Here is a 21,003-nt window from a genome sequence, read left to right as displayed (position 1 = left end):
TAGAAATCTGAGCAGTACAGGAGAACGATGACAAATGATTATTATTATGAATACTAAAGCTGATAACAGTGATGTAGAAAAGTTAAAAAATGTACTTGAATCTAAAGGACTTCAAACAAATATCTCTAAAGGAAATGAGGGGTATATTATTGGAGTTATTGGTGATACTTCAGCTGTAGATAATGATAGAATACTTGCACTAGAATGTGTAGATAAAATTATGAAGGTTAAAGAGCCTTATAAAAAAGCAAATAGATTATTTAAACCATATGATACTGTTGTTAAAGTAGAAGATTCAGCAGTAGGAGGAGGAAGACTTGGAATTATGGCAGGTCCATGTTCTGTAGAGTCTGAAGAACAGATTGTTGAAATTGCAAAAAGAGTAAAAAAAGCTGGTGCAAACTTCTTAAGAGGTGGAGCATTCAAACCAAGAACATCTCCATATAGTTTCCAAGGATTAGAGCTCGAAGGATTAAAGCTTTTAAAAACAGCTAAGGCTGAAACAGGGCTTCCAATAGTAACAGAACTTATGTCTACAGATTATATTGATGATTTTGTAGAAAATGTTGATGTGATACAAATTGGAGCTAGAAATATGCAGAACTTCGATTTATTAAAACAGGTTGGAAAAACAAGAAAGCCAGTTTTATTAAAAAGAGGATTAAGTGCTACTATTGAAGAATGGCTTATGTCAGCTGAATACATAATGGCTGGTGGTAATGAAAATGTGATTTTATGTGAAAGAGGTATAAGAACATTTGAAACTAGCACAAGAAATACACTGGATTTGCAAGCTGTTCCTGTAATAAAAAAATTATCACATCTTCCTATAATAATTGATCCAAGTCATGCTGGAGGATATTCATATTTAGTAGAACCAATGGCAAAAGCAGCAATTGTATCAGGAGCAGATGGACTTATGATAGAAGTGCATGATAATCCAGCAGAAGCACTAAGTGATGGGCAGCAATCACTTACACCAAATCAATTTGATTCATTAATGGATAAAGTAAAAAAACTTGCGGAAATAGAAGATAAGCAAATATAAGAAAAAAGATAAATAAAACGGGGGTTATAAAAATGAATATTGTAGTTGTAGGGCTTGGAGTAATTGGGGGCTCATTTACTATGGCATTAAAAAATGCAGGCTTTAAAGATGTATATGGCATAGATATAAACGAGCAATCTTTAAGAAAAGCAGAAGATTTAGGTCTTATAAAAGATGGATTTACAAATGGAGAGAAGATTTTAAAAAATGCAGATTTAATAATAATATCTTTATATCCTAGATTAGTAAAAAAATTTATAGAAGATAATAAAAATAACTTCAAGGATGGGGCAGTAATAACTGATGCAACAGGAATAAAGAAGATGTTTATAGAGGATGTATTAAAAATACTTCCACATAACATAGATTTTGTTTTTGGACATCCTATGGCAGGAAGAGAAAAGAAAGGAATAGATTTTGCAAGTGCAGAAGTATTTCAAGGAGCAAATTATATATTAACTCCTGTAGATAGAAATCATCCAGAAAACTTAGAGATGATAGAAAATCTTGTGAAGAAATTAGGATTTAAGAGAGTAAGAAGAATTACACCTGAATTTCATGATGAAATGATAGGATACACAAGCCAGCTTCCACATACTATTGCAGTAGCACTTATGAATAGTGATATTGAAGGGCGTGAAACAGGAAGTTTTATAGGGGATAGCTATAGGGATTTAACAAGAATAGCAAATATAAATGAAGATTTATGGAGTGAGCTATTTCTAGGAAATAAAGAAAACTTACTTAAATCAATAAAGAATTTTGAAAACGAACTTGATAAGATAAAAAATGCTATCAACAATGATGATAAAGACACATTAAAAAAGTTATTTATTAAATCTACAAAAAGAAGAGAAAATCTATAATATTGTATTTATTTATTAAAAAAGTAGTTCAATTATCACAGCTTACAATTACTTATATATAAAATAGTATAATTTTAAAAGGACAATAGACAGCAAAATTTCTATTGTTTTTTTTTATAATTTTTTAGATAAAAATATATGAGAAAAGACAAATTTACATATTTTACAATAAACATCTTGATTAATTAAATTCATAGCAATAACATTGAGGTAAAGGTTTACTTTTGTTTATATAATTAGGAGAGTGAGTTATGAGTATAAAATATTTTGAACAAGATAGGATTTTTAAATTAGATGCTAATAATACCACATATATGATTGCTGTTATAGATGAAGAAAAATTTTTGGGACATGTGTATTACGGAAAAAAGGTAATAGATAAAAATTTAAATTATTTATTGAGGACAGATAAATATCCTTTTACTCCATCTAAAAATAATAGGGAAAGAGTAGGATTTTATGATGGCTTTTTCTTTGAATATTCTACTCATGGCATAGGAGACTTCAGACAGACTGCCCTAGAGGTTAAAGATTGTAATGGAAATACAGCATGTAAACTTCAATATGTATCACATGAAATTTATAAAGGAAAAAAGAAGTTAAAAGGCTTACCTTGTACATTTGGAGATGAAAATGAATGTACAACTCTTGAGATAAATTGCATTGATAAAGATTTAAATTTAGAAGTAGTTTTAATATATACTGTTTTTGAGAATTTAGATGTAATAACTAGAAGTGTTAAAGCTAAAAATTTAAATAGTGAAAAGATTAAACTTACTAAAATTTTATCAATGAGCCTTGATTTTGAAGGTATTGATTATGACATGATTTCATTAAATGGGTCATGGGCAAGGGAAAGATACATTAATAGAAGAAAAGTAACTTATGGAACTCAATCAATAGGTTCTGTTCGTGGAGAATCTAGTTCTCAAGATTCACCATTTATAGCACTTTTGGATTCAGGTGCGAATGATGAGTATGGAGAAGTATATGGATTTAATTTTGTTTACTCTGGAAACTTTATAAGTATGGTACAAGGATGTCAGGGAAATACAACAAGAGTATTAATGGGCATTAATCCTAGTGATTTTGAATGGGTTTTAGAAACTGGAGATGAATTTGTAGCACCAGAAGTTGTTATGGTTCATTCAAGCAAGGGAATAGGAGAAATGACAAGAACATTCCATGATTTATATAGAAATCATTTATTAAGAGGAAAATATAAAGATAAAAAGCGTCCTATATTAATTAATAACTGGGAAGCAACATATTTTGATTTTGATACAAATAAATTACTTGATATTGCAAGGGAAGCTGCCAAGTGTGGAATAGAAATGCTTGTAATGGATGATGGATGGTTTGGAAAAAGAAACTCAGACAATTGTTCATTAGGTGACTGGATTGTAAATGAAGATAAACTAAAGGGTGGATTAAAGTATTTAGTAGATGAAGTAAATAAACTAGGATTAGAATTTGGTATATGGATGGAACCTGAAATGGTATCTCTTGACTCAGATTTATATAGAAATCATCCAGATTGGTGTATTCATATTGAAGGAAGAACACCAGCCTTAGCTCGCAATCAATATGTATTAGATTTAACTAGAAAAGAAGTTGCTAATTATGTTTATGAAAGCATAAAAAAAGTTCTTAATAGTGCTAATATAACTTATGTAAAATGGGATATGAATAGGAATATTACTGACTTAGGAAGCTGTTATTTAAATGGAGAACATCATGGTGAGATATTCTACAGATATGTTTTGGCTGTATATGAAATCATGGATAAATTAACAACAGATTTTCCTAATCTTCTATTAGAAAACTGTTCAAGTGGAGGAGCTAGATTTGATCCTGGGATGCTTTATTACAGTCCACAAATCTGGTGTTCAGATGATACTGATGCAATAGAAAGATTAAAAATACAAGAAGGAACAGCTCTTGTTTATCCATTATCTACAATAGGGGCACATGTTAGTGACTGTCCTAATCACATTGTAGGGAGAAATACTCCATTTGAAACAAGAGGATATACAGCACTTTCAGGAACATTTGGATATGAACTTGATATAACTAAAATAAGTGAAGAAGATAGAAATATGATACCTAAACAGGTGGAAATGTATCATAAGTATAATGACCTTGTGAGAACTGGAGATTATTACAGAATAGAAAATTATTCAGATAATAATGAATTTGATTCATGGGAAATTGTATCTAAGGATAAAAGTGAAGCGTTAGTAACTTGTATTCAGATTTTAGGAAAGCCTAATTACCGTGGTAGAAAAATAAAACTTAAAGGGCTAGAAGAAGAATCATTATATAAGGATGAAGAAACTGGACAAGTTTATTCTGGTGGGGCATTGATGAATGCAGGAATTATTGTAGATGACTTACATGGAGATTTTGCAGGAAAAATAATTCATTATATTAAAATAGATGAGAATTAATGGGGACATTTTGATAATAAAAAGTTTTAATTTTATAACTTTGAACTGATCAAAGGATGTTAATATTAATGTAATATTGAGGAGATGGTAAATTATGAGTATAAAATACAAATTTCCAAAAGATTTCTGGTGGGGATCGGCAACATCAGGCCCACAAAGTGAAGGAAGGTTTAATAAAAAACATGATAATGTATTTGACTATTGGTTTGATATAGAGCCAGAAGCTTTTTTTGATAAAATAGGGCCTAACATAGCTTCAAATTTTTATAATTCTTATAAAGATGATATTAAAATGATTAAGGAAATTGGGTTAAATAGTCTTAGAACATCAATTCAATGGACAAGAATTATAAAAAATTTTGAAACTGCTGAAATAGATGAAGATGGAGTGAAATTTTACAACAATGTAATTAATGAGCTCTTAGAAAATAATATTACTCCAGTAATGAATCTGCATCATTTTGATTTACCAGTAGAGCTTTATGATAAATATGGTGGATGGGAATCAAAAAAAGTGGTTGATTTATATGTGAGATTTACTGAAAAAGCATTTGAGTTGTTTGGTGACAGAGTAAAACATTGGACGACATTTAATGAACCAATGGTAGTTGTTGAAGGAGAATATTTATATGAATTTCATTATCCTAAAATTGTTGATGGTAAAAAAGCAGTACAGGTTATGTATAATTTGAATTTAGCTTCAGCAAAAGCTATTCAAGCCTTTAGAAAAACAGAATGTTATAAAACAGGAGGAAAAATAGGGATTGTACTTAATTTAACACCAGCATATCCAAGATCACAAGATAAAGAAGATATTAAGGCAGCTAAATTTGTTGAGGATTTTGTAAATAATTCATTTTTAGATCCTGCAATCAATGGAAAGTTTCCTGAAAATTTAGTAGAAATACTTAAGAATGATAATGTATTATGGGACTCAGAGCCTAATGAATTAGAAATTATAAAAAATAATACAGTAGATTTTCTAGGAGTAAATTATTATCAACCAAGACGAGTGAGGGCTAAAGAAACCGTATTTGATGAATCCTAATGGATGGAAGCCTGATAAATATTTTGATAACTATGAGATGCCAGGAAGAAGAATGAATCCATATAGGGGTTGGGAGATGTATCCTCAATGTATGTATGATATAGCTATAAATATAAGAGATAATTACAGAAATATTCCTTGGTATATTTCAGAAAATGGAATGGGTGTAGAAGGAGAAGAAAAATATATAAATAAAGATGGAGTAATTGAAGATGATTATAGAATAGATTTTTATAAAGAGCATTTAGAGTATCTTCATAAGGGAATTGAAGATGGATCAAACTGTTTTGGATATCATACTTGGACTCCAATTGACTGCTGGTCATGGACAAATGCTTATAAAAATAGATATGGTTTTATAGCACTTGATTTAAATACAATGAAAAAGACTATAAAGAAATCTGGAAGATGGATTAGGAATGTTGTAGAGAATAATGGGTTTTAAACTCATATAATAGGGTAACGGATGATTTAAGTATGACAAACATATTTATTAATTCTCTTCAAAGAAATAATTTGTAAAATAGTGTATAATTATAATGTGATAAAATTTAGTATAAAAGAACAGAATAATTGTTTTACTAAAATATAGAGTATATTTAGGAGGAAAAAATGTATCCATTAAAATTTGAAAACCTATATTATGAAAGAATATGGGGAGGAAAAGCACTAGAAAAATTCAGAAATAATGTACCTAAGGAGTTAGTTATAGGTGAAAGCTGGGATATAGCATGTCATAAGAATGGTGTAGGCAAAGTATCTAATGGTGTTTTAAAGGGAAGAGGATTTGATGAAATAATAAAAGAATATGGACATAAACTTTTAGGTAATTCTATAGAATTGGACAATTTTCCTTTATTAATTAAATTAATTACTTCAGCAGATAAATTATCTGTGCAAGTTCATCCTGATGATGAATATGCAGAAAGAGTGGAAAAAGATTCAGGAAAAACTGAAGCTTGGTATGTTATTGATGCAGAAGAAGATGCATGTTTAATAGTAGGAACTAAGGACTGTGATAAAGAAAAATTTAAAAAAGCCATAGATGATGGTGATTTAAGTCCATATTTAAATAAGATTCCAGTAAAGAAGGGTGACTTTTTCTATATTCAAAGTGGGTTAGTACATGCTATATGTGAAGGGATATTAATTGCAGAAATACAACAAAGCAGTGATACAACTTATAGAGTATATGATTATAACAGAGGAAGAGAAATTCATGTACAAAAAGCATTAGATGTTATTGATTTTTCTCTTAAGGGTGAGAATTCACAAGGAATTACAATAAAAAAGGATGGATATGAAAAAACATATTTATGTTTAAGTAAGTACTTTACAATACAAAAGTATGATATTAAAGCAAGTGTTAAAGAATCAAGTGATGAAGATAGATTTTTCTTATTTACTTGTGTAGATGGAAATGGAACTATAAAGTATAAAGATGGAGAAGAAAAAATAGCAATGGGAGACAGTATATTTATACCTGCAACTCTTGGGGAATATGAATTACAAGGCGATTTTACATTACTTAAGAGTTATGTTCCAAATCAAGAAAAAGAAGAAAATGAAATTTTAGATATAATAAGAAAATAGTTTTTATATAACTACTATGATTAAAAAAATCACCTTGTGTCAATATTTTAAGTAATATTAGAAATATTGACATGAGGTGATTTTTACGTATAAGTATATAAGAAAATATATAATACTTATTTTTGTAGTGTTAGGAATTACACTCATAATGCTTCAGTAAAAATAATAAAAGACTATATGTATGGGTATTTATAATTTACTGATAATCATTATTTGAGTTCGTATGTGATTAAATTATAGGCCTTTTGGATTATTATTAAGAAGTCCTCTTTTTTCAAGAATTTCATATATTGTTTCGGATGTAGTATCATTTAGAGTATATCCTAAAAGTTTTACTACAGATTCAAGCTTTTCTTCAGAGGTAGTTTCTATTTCTAAATAAGGGAAAGGACAGAAATTTTTATCATTAATATCTATTTCTATTAAGCAGTCATTTATCTTATAACTTTCTCTATATTTTTTATTGGATTCTTTCAAAATAAGTCCAAGGGATTTAAATATACCTTCGCCCATTTTTTTATTATCTATTATAGTTTCATTTTCCTCCATAACTTTGAATCTATCTTGAGAAAGCATTTTTTTTGTAGTCATGAAATATACTATTTTATTATTAAGCTTATCATTTACAGTTCTGATTCTTGCATATCCCTTTTGAGCTAAAAGTCTTCCATCTTCAAAATCATATATATCATTTATTTGATCTTCACTTTTAACTTTTTCAGCACCATTTTTTAATAATATTGATCTAATTTCATCTACATTTATATCCATTATTCTTGTTTCTAATTCTTGCATTTACATCACTACTTTCTTTGTATTTATATAATAGATTTTGCTTTATTATTTTATATGTATATTTTACATTAATTTGATTATATATTAAAAAGATATTTTATAAAAATTCTTGCATTAAATAAGTTATTTTATGCTAATACTCAGGGTTTTATTTATCTTTAATTGCTATTATAATATCTACTGTGACTAAAGAGACGGATGGTGAAATAATGGAGTATATAAATGATATAAACATAAATGAAGCTGTTATACATATTTTAGATAGTAATGCAGAAGAGCCTATTTTAAATGAATATAAGTTAGAATTGAATGAGGATATATATACATTCTTATATAAGCATATAGAAAAGTGTTTTAAGGATGAAGATCTTAAGTATGGAAAATTTAATCTAGAAAGAAATATAGTAAAAGAAGTTTCTCAGGATTATTTAAATGGTGTAAATAATGATTTGGTTGGTATTTCAAAAGAGCTTGCAAGACAGCTGTTTATAATTATGAAAGGAAATGAGAATATTCCAGCTGGAGATTTAATAGTTGTATCAATAGTAACAGATCAAGGACCTATGGTTGGAATTTTGAAATTAGATTATGTAGAAAATTATACTCATGAAGTGCAATTTTTAGATAACAAAATAGATATAGGAATAGTTCCACAAGCAGCTGGCCTTCCAGGAAGTAGTCAAAAGATTCAAAAAGCTGCATTTATAAAACCAATAGGAGAAGAAGAAAGATATAATCTTATGGTACTTGATAAGCAAAAGGGAAGCAAAGATGATGAGTATGGGGCAAATTATTTTATAAAGAGCTTTTTAGGAGCAAACCTTATCGTTAATGAAAGAGATATGACAAAAACATTTGTTAAAGCTGCTGAAAACTGGACAAGAAAAAATATAACAGAAGATGCAGGAAAGGCAGAAGAAATAAGAACTGCAATTAAAACTAAATTGAGAGAAGAAGATAAGATAAATATTGATGAATTTTCAAATGAATTATTTAGTGATGATAATCAAAGTAAAGAAGAATTCAGTAATTATATTAAACAACAAGGATTGAATGAAGATGTTGCAGTAGACAAGACTTGGGTTGAAAAGAAGTTAAAGAGAGTTAGATTAAATATAGATAAGCAGATAGATTTATATATAAATCAAGAAACATACCATGATCCTAATAAATTTGAAATTATAAGAAATGGTGATGGAAGTATCAATTTGGTAGTTAAAAATGTTATTAATTATATAGAGAAATAGCTTGAAGTGAAGTATATAGATTTATATAAAAGCGAATCTATATACTTCTTTTATTAAATTCATATCTTTTATTATTTCATTAATTTAACTAAAATAGCCTTTTGCGCATGTAGCCTATTTTCAGATTCATTAAAAATTTCATCAGCATGTGCTTCTAGAACTTCAGCGGTTATTTCTTCATTTCTGTGACATGGAAGGCAATGAAGAACCATTACATCATCATGTGCATTTTTTAAAAGTTCATCATTGACTTGAAAACCTTGAAAATGTTCAATCCTATCTTCAGTTTCTTCTTCATGTCCCATACTAGTCCATACATCTGTAATTACTACATCAGCATTTTTAACAGCTTCAAGAGGTGAAGCAGTAATTGTTAGGCGTACATTCTCAGCTTCAGCAATTTCTTTTGCTCTTGATAAATATTTTTCAGAGATTGAATATTTTTCAGGAGAAGCTATAGAGAAGTTCATTCCAACTTTAAGACCGCCTATTATAAGTGAATTAGCCATATTGTTTCCGTCACCTATAAATGCAACATTTAAGCCTTCAAGTATATTCTTATTTTCTCTTATTGTCATCAAATCAGCTAATACTTGACAAGGATGCTCCTGATCAGTAAGACCATTTATAATTGGTATTGATGAGTATTTAGCTAAAGTTTCAGCTTCTTCTTGAGAAAATGTTCTAATCATAATTCCCTGAAGAAATCTTGAAAGTACTCTAGCTGTATCTTCTACAGGTTCACCACGTCCAATTTGTAGTTCTTTATCACTTAAAAATAAAGCATTACCTCCAAGCTGATACATACCAACTTCAAAAGAAACACGAGTTCTTGTAGAAGCTTTTTCAAATATCATTCCAAGGCTTTTTCCTTTAAGATGATGATGTTCAATATCATGTTTTTGCTCATATTTTAACTGATCTGCTAAATTTAATATATCTAAAATTTCTTCTTTCGATAAATCATCCATTTTTAATAAATCTTTTTTCATTAAAAAACCTCCAATTGATTCAGTTAACAGTTATCAGTTAACAATTAACAGTTAATGAAGAAATCCTTGAAAGATTTCTTCATAGATTATTTATTTAAATATTCTGTTTTATTGTTCAGATATGTTGTTTAAGGCATCTAAGATTATATCTATACCAGATTTCAATTCTTCTTTACTTATTATAAGAGGTGGTAGTAATCTTACTACATCTTTACCAGCAGTTAATACGAATAACCCTTTTTTCATACATTCTTTTTGAACTAGAGCTGGGCTGCATTTTACTTTTATACCAAGCATTAATCCCATTCCTCGTACATCTACTACCTGTGGGTTATTTGCTTTATCTACTAATTCTTTTACATAAGCACCTTTTTCAGAAATTGTATTATAAGATTGTTGATTACATAACTCATCAAGCACAACTAGAGAACCTGCACATACAACAGGGTTTGCCCCAAATGTTGAGCCATGGTCACCAGGTTTAAATACATCTTCAAGTTTTTCATTACATAGGAATCCTCCTATAGGAAGTCCAGCACCTAACCCCTTTGCAACTGTTACTATATCAGGAGTGATGTCAAAGTTTTGGTAACCAAAAAGTTTACCAGTTCTGGCTATGCCACATTGAACTTCATCAAATATTACAATAATATCTTTTTCATTACAGATTCTTACTACTTCTTGAATAAAATCCTTATCTAATGGAATAACCCCGCCTTCACCTTGAATGGCTTCCATCATTATTGCACATACATCTGAAGTAAGTTTTTCTTTAAAATCTTCTATATCATTAGCCTTTACATAATTAAAACCTTCAGTAAAAGGGTAGAAGAATTGATGAAATTTATCTTGCCCAGTTGCTTTTAATGTGGTAATTGTTCTTCCATGAAATGACTGTACCAATGTAAGTATAGTACTTCTGTCTTTACCATATTTATCAAAGCTATATTTTCTAGCTAATTTTATTGCCCCTTCATTGGCTTCAGCACCTGAATTACCAAAGAAAATTTTCTTCATACCAGCTTTTTCTGTTAATTCCTTAGCTAATTTCACACTTGGTTCATTAAAAAATATATTTGATGAATGAGCAAGAGTAGAAAGTTGAGTAGAAGTAGCTTCAATCCACTTGTTATTACCGTATCCTAAAGAACTTACTCCTATACCGCTAGTAAAATCTAAATATTTATTGTTATCCTGATCATATAAATAAACACCTTCACCTTTTGTGATTACAGGGTCCAAACGGTTATAGCTGTTCATTAAATGTTGCTTTGCTTCATTAAAATTATAATTCATATAAAAACCCCCAATTTATTCGGTTAACTGTTACTTGTTAACTGCTAACTAGTTTTAGTGTATCATTGTTCCAGCGCCTTCTGGCGTGAATAATTCAAGAAGAATTGAGTGAGGAATACGTCCATCAAGTATTATTGATCTTTCTACACCCATTCTTACAGCTTCAACACAGCAATCTATTTTTGGAATCATGCCACCTTTTATCACACCTTCTAGGCATAATTTTGGAACTTGGTGTAGTCTAAGACTTGAAATAAGAGAAGATGGATCACTAGGATCTTTCATAACACCTGGTACATCAGTAAGGAGAATTAATTCTTCAGCTTTTAATGCAGAAGCTATCTTTGAGGCACATGTATCAGCATTAATATTATAAGGTTTATCACTATCTTCGCCTAAAGCAACACTTCCTACAACAGGAATGTATCCAGAATTCATAGCTGTTTTTAATATATCAGTATTTATTTTAGTTATTTCACCAACATATCCTAAGTCATTGTTGCTTTTTAATTTCTTGGCTTTGATAAGAGAACCATCCATTCCACATAAACCAAGAGCTTTACCACCAAATTTTTCTATTAGAGAAACAAGGTCTTTGTTAACTTTGCCACCAAGTACCATTTGAACAACATCAATTGTTACATCATCTGTATATCTGAGTCCATTTATAAATTGACTTTTATGATCAAGTTTTTTTAGTAAACTAGAAATAGCAGGGCCACCACCATGAACAACAACAGGTTGTATACCTACGCATTTCATAAGAATAATATCATTTATTACAGTTTCTTTAAGTTCATCACTAATCATTGCATTTCCACCATATTTAATAACAATGATTTTTCCACGATATTTTTGGATATATGGAAGGGCATGAACTAATATTTCCGCTCTTTCTGAGTGTGTCAAAATAAATCCCCCCTTAATTTTCAGTTGGCAGTTATCAGTTAACAGGGAACAGTTATGGATGAAATTCCGAGGGAATTTCTTTAAAAAAATATCTTATAAAAAAGCTGAAAGTTTTTTTCCATATAACTGTTAACTGTTAATTGTTACTTGTTAACTGAACTCTAGCTTCTATAATCTCCATTTATTTTTACATATTCGTAACTTAAATCGCAGCCCCATACATAGGCGCTAGATTTACCTTCAGATAAGTCTACTTTAATTATGATTTCATTTTGGCTTAATATTTCTTTAGCTTTGTCTTCATCGAATCCAACAGAGCTTCCATTTTTGCATACTAAAATTTCACCTTTACAACTTTCAAAAGATACATCAACTTTTTCAGGGTTAAATTTTGAGTTTGCATACCCAAGAGCACAGAGAATACGTCCCCAGTTAGCATCACTACCAAACATAGCAGTTTTGACTAAGCTTGAATTTATAACACTTTTTCCAAAGATTACAGCATCCTTTTCAGTAGCAGCACCTGAAATCTGACATTCTAATAATTTTGTAGCACCTTCTCCATCTTTAGCAATATTTTTTGCCATTGCAGTGTTTATAGTTTTTAGAACTTCAACAAAGGTGTCGTAATCTTTATTTTTTTCAGTTATAGTAGGATTATTTGCTTGTCCATTAGCTAAAATAAAAATTGAATCATTAGTACTTGTATCACCATCAACACTTACTCTGTTATAAGTTACATTTACTGTAGTTTTTAATGCTTCATCTAGTAATTCTGGTGAAATAGATAAATCAGTAGTTATAAATGAAAGCATTGTACCCATATTTGGTTCAATCATTCCTGAACCTTTAGCCATTGTCCCAATAGTTATTTTTGTATCTCCGATATAAAATTCGGCAGCCAATTCTTTCATGAAAGTATCAGTAGTCATAATAGCAGAGGCTGCATCTTTATTTCCTTTTTTTGAAAGTTTTTCAGTAAGTAATGGAATACCATCTTTTATTGCATCTATATTTAAAGGAACACCAATTACTCCAGTAGAAGCTACTAAAACATCATCTGCTTTTAAATTTAATGCTCTTGCTTGAAGTGAGGCCATTTTCTTTGCCTTACTTAATCCGTCATCGCCATTACAAGTGTTAGCATTACCACTATTTATTATTATTGCTTGAGCTTTTTTATTACTTAAGTGATTCTTACATACATAAATTGGAGCACCTTTTACTTTATTTTTTGTAAACATTCCAGAAGCTGTAGCAGGAACTTCTGAGTAAATTAAAGCAAGATCTTTTTTTAGACTTCCTTTTTTAATTCCACAATAAATACCAGAAGCTAAAAATCCATTTGGAGCAGTAACTCCACCTTCTATATACTTAAAATTCATGATTATAACCCCCTTTTTTCAATTAACAGTTAACTGCCTAAAATGCAGGTGCAATTAAATTTAGTCCTTCAGTTTCATCAAAACCTAATATAATATTCATATTCTGAATAGCCTGTCCGGCAGCACCTTTAATCATATTATCTATTGTGCTGACTACTATAATTTGATCTTTTCTATAGCTTGTATGAAGTGATACATAACAGTCGTTTGATAATCTTACATTTTTTATTGAAGCTGTTTGTCCAAGTGGAAGTACATGAACAAATGGCATGTTTTTATAACATTCTTCATAAAGTTTATGTATTTCTTCAAGATTTACTTTATTTTTTGGAGTACAGTATATTGTAGATAAGATTCCTCTATTTATAGGTAATAGGTGAGGAGTAAATGTAACTTTTACTTTTTCATTAGCCATTGTAGATAAGATTTCTTCTATTTCTGGTGTGTGTCTATGAGCACCTACTTTATAAGGAGCAAATGTTTCATTTTCATCAGGAAAATGAGTTGTTTGTGATAATTTTCTACCAGATCCAGTAGTACCTGATTTTGAATCACATATTATATTCTCTAATTTAATTAATGAATTTTTTATAAGTGGCATTAAACCTAAATTTATTGTGGTTGGGTAGCAGCCAGGATTAGCTATTAGTTTGCTATTTTTAATTCTTTCTTTATTTAATTCTGGAAGTCCATAAACACAGTTTTTATGTAATTCTGGCTGTGAGAATTTTTTACCATACCATTCTTCATATTCAGCTTCGCTAGATAATCTAAAATCAGCCCCCATATCAATGCAGATTTTATTGTTATCAATAGCTTTTTTGGCAATATCTTCACTTAATCCATGAGGAAGGGCAGTGAAAATAACATCACTTTTTTCAACTACATCATCTGCTGTTTCACATATTAAATTTGTTTTATTTAAAAATGTTGAATATATATTGCTTATTTCTTGTCCTTCAAATGAAACAGAGCTTAATGCCGCTACTTCAACTTTAGGATGTGATAATAATAATCTTAATAATTCAGCACCAACATATCCTGTGGCACCTATGATTCCTACTTTAATCATTTAAAAACCCCCAAATGTCAGTTAATAAGTTAAATTATTTTTATATAGTGTAAGCTTATAACCTGAGATACAGATTATAAGCATATACTAAAATATGAATTTACTCATTTAAAATAAAATTTCTAGATATAAGGTAAAAACTAAAATTTTTATCATAAATCTTATAATAAGATTCAGATTTATTAGAAACTTTACTAATTGAGTTTATTATATAAATTTTAATTGTGTAGTTAAGAAATATTTTATTAATATGATTAATTTTTATTTATCATGTTTACTTATAAAATCAGAAAGTGCTTGTAATTGTAGATTTACTGATTCTCTTGAAGGCCCACCTAAAACCTTTCTTTCTTCAACACAAGTTACAAGGTCGATGGCATGATATACATCTTCTTCAAATAAGTCAGAGAAAGTTTTTAATTCTGGTAGTGAAAGTTCTTCAATCATTTTATTTTGCTTAATACATTCAAGAACTATTTCGCCAACAACACCATGTGCATTTCTAAATGGCATACCTTTTTTAACAAGGTAATCAGCTAAATCTGTTGCATTAGTAAATCCAAGTCCTGCACCTTTTCTCATATTTTCTTTTCTAACTTTCATTGTTTTTATCATTCCTGCAAATGTCTTAAGTGCAAGTGCTGCAGTATCTATACCATCAAATACAGCTTCTTTATCTTCCTGCATATCCTTATTATAGGCAAGAGGAATGCCTTTCATTACAGTTAGAAGAGTCATAAGGTCACCATATACTCGTCCAGTTTTACCTCTTACAAGTTCAGCTACATCAGGATTTTTTTTCTGTGGCATTATACTGCTTCCAGTACTATAACCATCATCTAATTCTATAAATTTAAATTCGTTAGTACACCAAAGAATAATTTCTTCAGAAAATCTTGATAAATGCATCATTATCATTGAAAGACATGATAATGTTTCTATAGCATAATCTCTGTCAGATACAGAATCAAGACTGTTTAATGTTACTCTTGCAAATCCAAGATCGCGAGCTACAGCTTCTCTATCTAAAGGATAGGTAGAAGTGGCCAAAGCACCAGAACCAAGTGGCATTTCATCCATCCTAGCTAAACAGTCTGAGAGCCTGCTATAATCTCTCTTTAGCATTTCAGCATAAGCTAATAAGTGGTGTGCAAAAGTGATTGGCTGGGCCTTTTGCATATGTGTATAACCAGGCATTATAGTATCTATATTTTCAGATGCTTTTTCAAATAAAACTTTTTCTAATGTAATAATATCCTTTTGTATCTCAGGAAGAGTATTTTTTAAATATAATCTAAAATCAAGAGTAACCTGGTCATTTCTACTTCTTCCTGTGTGAAGCATTTTACCATATTCACCTATGTAATAAGTAAGTGTACCTTCAATAAAACTATGGATATCTTCAGAAGTTTCATCTATTGAAATAACTCCATTGTCAATTCGTTTTAGTATTTCTAGAAGGCCAGAAGTGATTCTATCACTGGCCTCCTTAGGAATAATGTTTTGCTTGCCTAGCATTGAAGCATGAGCAAGGCTCCCTTGTATATCTTCCTTATACATTCTAGAGTCGACGTTAATAGAAGAATTAAAGTCGTTAACTAATTTGTCAGTGCCTTTTTTAAATCGTCCGCCCCAAAGCTTCATAATTATTTATCCTCTTTCATTACTTTTGCTTGCATTTTTGCTCTTACTACTGTTGGAAGACCATAAAGATTTATAAATCCAGCAGAGTCTTTTTGATCATATACTCCATCTTCTCCAAAAGTAGCATATTCTTCGCTGTATAATGAATATGGACTAGTCATTCCGGCATTGACAATGTTTCCTTTATATAGTTTTAATTTGATTTCTCCAGTTACAGTTTCTTGAGTCTTAGTAACAAATTCTGATAATGCTTCCCTTAATGGTGTGAACCATTGGCCATTATAAACTAAATCAGCAAATTTTAAAGCAATTTGTTGTTTGTAGTGAGAAGTTTCTTTATCTAAGCATATTTCTTCTAAATCTTTATGTGCAGCGTAAAGAATAGTTCCACCTGGAGTTTCATAAACACCTCTTGATTTCATACCAACAAGTCTGTTTTCAACCATGTCAGTAATACCGATAGCATTTTCACCACCAACTTTATTTAAAGCATCTAATAATTCAACGCTGTTCATTTTCTTTCCGTTTAAAGCAACAGCAATACCTTTTTCAAATGTTAATGTTATATAAGTTGGTTCGTCTGGTGCAGCTTCAAGTGTTTTTGAAAGTTCTAAAATTTTATCATATTTAGGTTCATTTTCTGGAAATTCTAAATCTAAACCTTCATGACTTAAATGCCAAATATTTTTATCTTTACTATAGTTTGTTTCACGATTAATTTTTAAAGGAATATTTTTTGATTCAGCATAATCAATTTCTTCTTCTCTTGATTTAATATCCCATACTCTCCAAGGAGCTATGATTGGCATTTCAGGTGCAAATGCCTTAACAGCCATTTCAAATCTTACTTGGTCATTACCTTTACCAGTACATCCATGACAAATAGCATCTGCGCCCTCAGCTTTTGCTATTTCAACTAATCTTTTTCCTATTAAAGGTCTTGCAAAAGAAGTACCTAATAAATATTTTCCTTCATAAACAGCTCCAGCTTGGATAGTAGGGAAGATATAATCATCAACAAATTCTTGTGTTAAATCTTCAATATATAATTTTGATGCCCCAGTTTTTATTGCTTTTTCTTCTAATCCATCAAGCTCATCTTTTTGTCCAACATTACCACATACCGCTATTACTTCACAACCATATGTTTCTTTAAGCCATGGAATAATTATTGATGTATCTAATCCCCCTGAATAAGCTAAAACAACTTTATTATATTTTTTCATATTAAAAGCCCCCTTAAACATATTGATAAATATTAATAAAATATACATTATTTTCTATGTGTTTGTTATAATTATACATTTAAATGTATAATTAATCAATATGAAAACAAGAAAAATAATAAATAATCATAAAAAAATCTAAATGATTATTTATTATTTATGTAAAGTAGTATATTTATAACATAATATTAAAAAATATACTAAGAGTATTAATAATTATGCAATGAAATAATCTGTATATGCATAAACTTATTTTGGTACATAAATTATATGATTTAAAGGAAATTAATTCATAATTAATCATATCTTATTTAAATATAGATTTTGAAGTAAATGTTAGTATATTTTCTAAAGTAGGAGTCTGAAGTTCTTTCATATCTTGAGTCATATTTTTTATGCAATGTAATGTTGCATTTGAATCAACTGCATCATTGTACTGTATATATACAGATAATTTTACAGATTCATCAACTAAGGAGTCGAAGCATTCATGGGTTACATAAATAGAAGATACAAAATCTTTTTCTTTTAAAAGATTTACTAATTCCATAGATTGATCAAAAGCCGTTTCAAAATCATTGTCCAAGATCGTTTGTTCTATAATATCTGTTCTTTGTTGAATTTCATTACATAAATTTATTAGGGACCTATCTAAAAAGAATATTACAATTATTGTACATAAAAATAATCCGAGTGATATTAATGAATTTTTCATTTTTCACACGACCTTTCATATTCATCAAAAAGTTGATATTTAAATTGTCCTTTAGTATCATAAAGAGCAATTAATACTTGTTTTGGGTCTGTAATATTATGATTTTTTAATGTAGACATTATCCAATCCTCAGATTTATTCATGCTGCTGAGGGAGTGCTTATTTATCTTTCCATCAGCAATTAATATTTTTGGAAGTTGCACTTCAGGTTGTTTTGAGGTATTATCGGAAGATGAATTTTTTAGACAATTAGAATTATAATTAACAGGAAGAATTGATAACTGCCCATTATTTTCTAATATGGCATATTGAATTTCATCGAGATTAAAGCAATTTGCTAGTCGTAGCTGTTCAAATAATTCATCTAAATCTATTTGTTGTTCTTTCAACATAGTATAGTTTATTTTCCCTTTACAAATTAATATACAAGGCTCTCCATCTATAAATTTTCTTGTACATTGAAATTTTAAAGATATTAAGTTTAAGAGAGTCTTTAAAAATAAAAGGGTTAAAATGGGTATTATTCCTAAAAATAAAGGAAGTCTCTGATCTTGCATTGGGAGTGATGCTAAATCTGAAATCATTATGGCAATTACAAGTTCATAAGGTTGGAGTTCAGCAACCTGTCTTTTTCCCATTAATCTCATTGTAATTACAACTAAAAGATAAAGAATAGCAGTTCTTATTAGTACAACAAACAAAAAAATCACCTCCTAAACTTAATATCTTCATAAATACAATAAATATACAAATGAGAAAATTATTTTATCAATTTTGATAAGTTTGTATATAATATAAGTGGGGATAAATGGATAAAACATAAATAAATAGTGTTATTGAGGTTATATAGTTGCAAAATAGTAGATAAATCAAAGTTAAACGAGTATTTTGAAGATGTACTCTATGATCAAGGGAAGGGGAGAGAGTTAATGTTAAAAGAAAGGGTTAATATTGATAATATTAAAGCTGTAAAAGGAATGAAATTTTATGATCTTATACTAAAAGAATATAAGGATATTATTGATAAAGTAGCTATATGTAAGTTAAATGGAAAGTATCATGAACTGAGTGAGATTATAGATGAAGATGGAGAAATAAAACCAATAGGATTTGATAATGATTTTGGTATTAAGATTTATTCTAGAACATTACAGTTTATATTTATAAAAGCAGCCTTAGAAATATTTCCTGATTCTAAAATAACTATAGAACAATCTATAAGTAAAGCAATATATGGAGAAATTCATAAAGATGCTCCACTTACAGAATTAGAAATAGTTAAAATAAAGAATAGGATGCAGGAAGTGATTGATAAAGATATACTTATAAAAAGAGAAAAAGTATCTAAAGAGAGAGCACTAGAGATTTTTTCTAAATATAATATGAAAGATAAGATAAAACTTATAGAAAATTGTGATCTTAAAGAATTAACACTTTGTGAGTTAGATGGATTATATGATTACTTTTATGAATGTATGGGATATTCAACAGGAATAATAAAAGTATTTGATTTACAGAAGTATGAAGATGGATTTATATTAAGAAGACCATCACCAGAGGATATGACATGTCTTTCAGAATTTATAGAACAAAAGAGTTTATATAAAGTTTTTTTGGAAACAGAGCGATGGTTAAGAATATTGGATGTTGGGGAAGTTGGTACATTAAATGAAAAAGTAAAAGGAAGTGAACTTCAAAATGTAATAATGGTATCAGAGGCACTCCATGAAAAGAAAATGGCTAATATTGCAGATGAAGTTTTGAAGAGAAAAAACGTAAAAATAGTTCTTATAGCAGGTCCATCATCATCTGGTAAAACTACTTTTGCTAATAGATTAAGCATACAGTTAAGAGTAAATGGATTGATTCCAATTCCGTTATCTTTAGATAATTATTTTGTAAATCGTAATAATACTCCTAAGGATGAAAATGGCGAATATGATTATGAATCTATAGATGCATTGGATTTAGAATTATTAAATAAAAATTTATCTAGTATTATGCAAGGAAATGAAGTAGAAATACCAGCTTATAATTTTAAAACAGGAGAAAGAGAGTGGATAGGTGATAAAGTTAAATTACCTGAGAATGGTGTTTTGGTAATTGAAGGGATACATGGTTTGAATCCTAGATTAATATCAAATAAATTAAGTGGAAATATATATAAAGTATATATTTCAGCATTAACTCAGCTTAATATAGATGATCATAATAGAATTTCAACAACTGACTCTAGAAAAGTTAGGAGAATAGTGAGAGATTCACTTTCAAGAGGATATGGTGCGGAGGAAACTCTTAAAATGTGGCCATCTGTAAAAAGAGGAGAAAAGAGAAATATATTTGTTTATCAGGAAGAAGCGGACTCAATATTTAATTCTACATTAGTATATGAACTTGGTGTTCTTAAACCATTTGCGTTAAGAGAACTTGAAAAAATATCAAATGAAAGTCCAGTTTATGCAGAAGCATTAAGGCTTAAAGCATTTTTAAATTTCTTTAAAGAGATTGATATAAATGAAGTTCCTAAAAATTCAATCTTACGAGAATTTATTGGTGGATCATGTTTCTATGGATATTAAAAAGTGAAAAAAATTTTTTATAGGATGAGTATTATTTTTTACTCATTCTTTTTATTATATTACTTGACTTGTGCATTAATTTGAGAAAATTTACCATTGGTTTTTAATTCATGTTTTACCATTATAATTTTTTTATAA

16 protein-coding genes and 1 pseudogene are annotated in these 21,003 nt (G+C 29.1%); 7 read left to right on the top strand and 10 right to left on the bottom strand.

Features of this window, described 5'->3' with window-relative positions:
* Positions 1 to 34: 34 nt before the first annotated feature.
* The 5 genes and pseudogenes from aroF (at position 35) to manA (ending at position 7,005) form a co-directional block, all read left to right on the top strand.
* On the top strand, positions 35 to 1,048 hold the full coding sequence (gene aroF / locus HF850_RS07275) for a 3-deoxy-7-phosphoheptulonate synthase (RefSeq protein WP_169104804.1): 1,014 nt from the start codon (positions 35 to 37) through the stop codon (positions 1,046 to 1,048).
* Positions 1,049 to 1,080: 32 nt separating this feature from the next.
* Positions 1,081 to 1,914, top strand: coding sequence for a prephenate dehydrogenase (locus HF850_RS07270; protein WP_169104803.1), 834 nt, complete (start codon positions 1,081 to 1,083; stop codon positions 1,912 to 1,914).
* Positions 1,915 to 2,165: 251 nt separating this feature from the next.
* Positions 2,166 to 4,364 carry an alpha-galactosidase gene (locus tag HF850_RS07265; protein ID WP_169104802.1) on the top strand — a complete coding sequence of 733 codons (2,199 nt, stop codon included), beginning with the start codon at positions 2,166 to 2,168 and terminating at the stop codon, positions 4,362 to 4,364.
* 94 nt (positions 4,365 to 4,458) lie between these two features.
* Positions 4,459 to 5,857, top strand: a pseudogene (locus tag HF850_RS07260) (glycoside hydrolase family 1 protein).
* Between the two features lie 167 nt (positions 5,858 to 6,024).
* Entirely contained in the window at positions 6,025 to 7,005 is a 981-nt protein-coding gene (manA, locus tag HF850_RS07255) for a mannose-6-phosphate isomerase, class I (RefSeq protein WP_169104801.1), read from the top strand.
* Positions 7,006 to 7,239: 234 nt separating this feature from the next.
* Here the strand turns inward: manA and HF850_RS07250 are convergent, their stop codons facing one another.
* A complete protein-coding gene (locus HF850_RS07250) occupies positions 7,240 to 7,800 on the bottom strand; it encodes a CYTH domain-containing protein (RefSeq protein WP_169104800.1) in 561 nt (186 codons plus the stop codon).
* Between the two features lie 209 nt (positions 7,801 to 8,009).
* On the opposite strand from HF850_RS07250, the gene HF850_RS07245 reads away from it, so the two are divergent.
* On the top strand, positions 8,010 to 9,047 hold the full coding sequence (locus HF850_RS07245; protein ID WP_169104837.1) for a nucleoid-associated protein: 1,038 nt from the start codon (positions 8,010 to 8,012) through the stop codon (positions 9,045 to 9,047).
* Between the two features lie 71 nt (positions 9,048 to 9,118).
* Here HF850_RS07245 and argF read toward each other — a convergent pair whose 3' ends face one another.
* The 9 genes from argF to HF850_RS07200 all read right to left on the bottom strand — a co-directional run bounded on the left by argF (position 9,119) and on the right by HF850_RS07200 (position 18,987).
* Positions 9,119 to 10,039: an ornithine carbamoyltransferase gene (gene argF, locus HF850_RS07240; protein WP_169104799.1), complete on the bottom strand. Its 921-nt coding sequence runs from the start codon at positions 10,037 to 10,039 to the stop codon at positions 9,119 to 9,121.
* A gap of 108 nt (positions 10,040 to 10,147) precedes the next feature.
* Positions 10,148 to 11,335, bottom strand: a complete 1,188-nt coding sequence (locus HF850_RS07235) for an aspartate aminotransferase family protein (protein ID WP_169104798.1) — start codon at positions 11,333 to 11,335, stop codon at positions 10,148 to 10,150.
* A 54-nt stretch (positions 11,336 to 11,389) separates the two neighbouring features.
* Positions 11,390 to 12,247, bottom strand: a complete 858-nt coding sequence (gene argB, locus HF850_RS07230; RefSeq protein ID WP_347564415.1) for an acetylglutamate kinase — start codon at positions 12,245 to 12,247, stop codon at positions 11,390 to 11,392.
* Positions 12,248 to 12,405: 158 nt separating this feature from the next.
* A complete protein-coding gene (argJ, locus tag HF850_RS07225) occupies positions 12,406 to 13,629 on the bottom strand; it encodes a bifunctional glutamate N-acetyltransferase/amino-acid acetyltransferase ArgJ (protein ID WP_169104796.1) in 1,224 nt (407 codons plus the stop codon).
* 37 nt (positions 13,630 to 13,666) lie between these two features.
* Entirely contained in the window at positions 13,667 to 14,701 is a 1,035-nt protein-coding gene (argC, locus tag HF850_RS07220) for an N-acetyl-gamma-glutamyl-phosphate reductase (protein WP_169104795.1), read from the bottom strand.
* 261 nt (positions 14,702 to 14,962) lie between these two features.
* Positions 14,963 to 16,345 carry an argininosuccinate lyase gene (gene argH, locus HF850_RS07215; protein WP_169104794.1) on the bottom strand — a complete coding sequence of 461 codons (1,383 nt, stop codon included), beginning with the start codon at positions 16,343 to 16,345 and terminating at the stop codon, positions 14,963 to 14,965.
* A 2-nt stretch (positions 16,346 to 16,347) separates the two neighbouring features.
* Entirely contained in the window at positions 16,348 to 17,571 is a 1,224-nt protein-coding gene (locus HF850_RS07210; RefSeq protein WP_169104793.1) for an argininosuccinate synthase, read from the bottom strand.
* Between the two features lie 307 nt (positions 17,572 to 17,878).
* Positions 17,879 to 18,286 (bottom strand): DUF4363 family protein, encoded by a 408-nt coding sequence (locus tag HF850_RS07205; protein WP_169104792.1) that lies wholly within the window; start codon positions 18,284 to 18,286, stop codon positions 17,879 to 17,881.
* Positions 18,283 to 18,987: a DUF421 domain-containing protein gene (locus HF850_RS07200; protein ID WP_169104791.1), complete on the bottom strand. Its 705-nt coding sequence runs from the start codon at positions 18,985 to 18,987 to the stop codon at positions 18,283 to 18,285. Before HF850_RS07200 ends, HF850_RS07205 begins: the two co-directional genes overlap by 4 nt.
* A 228-nt stretch (positions 18,988 to 19,215) precedes the next feature.
* Between HF850_RS07200 and HF850_RS07195 the strand changes: the two genes are divergently transcribed.
* Entirely contained in the window at positions 19,216 to 20,865 is a 1,650-nt protein-coding gene (locus HF850_RS07195; protein ID WP_169104790.1) for a nucleoside kinase, read from the top strand.
* The last annotated feature ends 138 nt before the right edge of the window (positions 20,866 to 21,003 follow it).

Origin of the sequence: Clostridium sp. SM-530-WT-3G, assembly GCF_012843905.1 — a bacterium.
GTDB lineage: Bacteria > Bacillota > Clostridia > Clostridiales > Clostridiaceae > Clostridium.
This window is presented reverse-complemented; position numbering and strand designations above follow the sequence as displayed.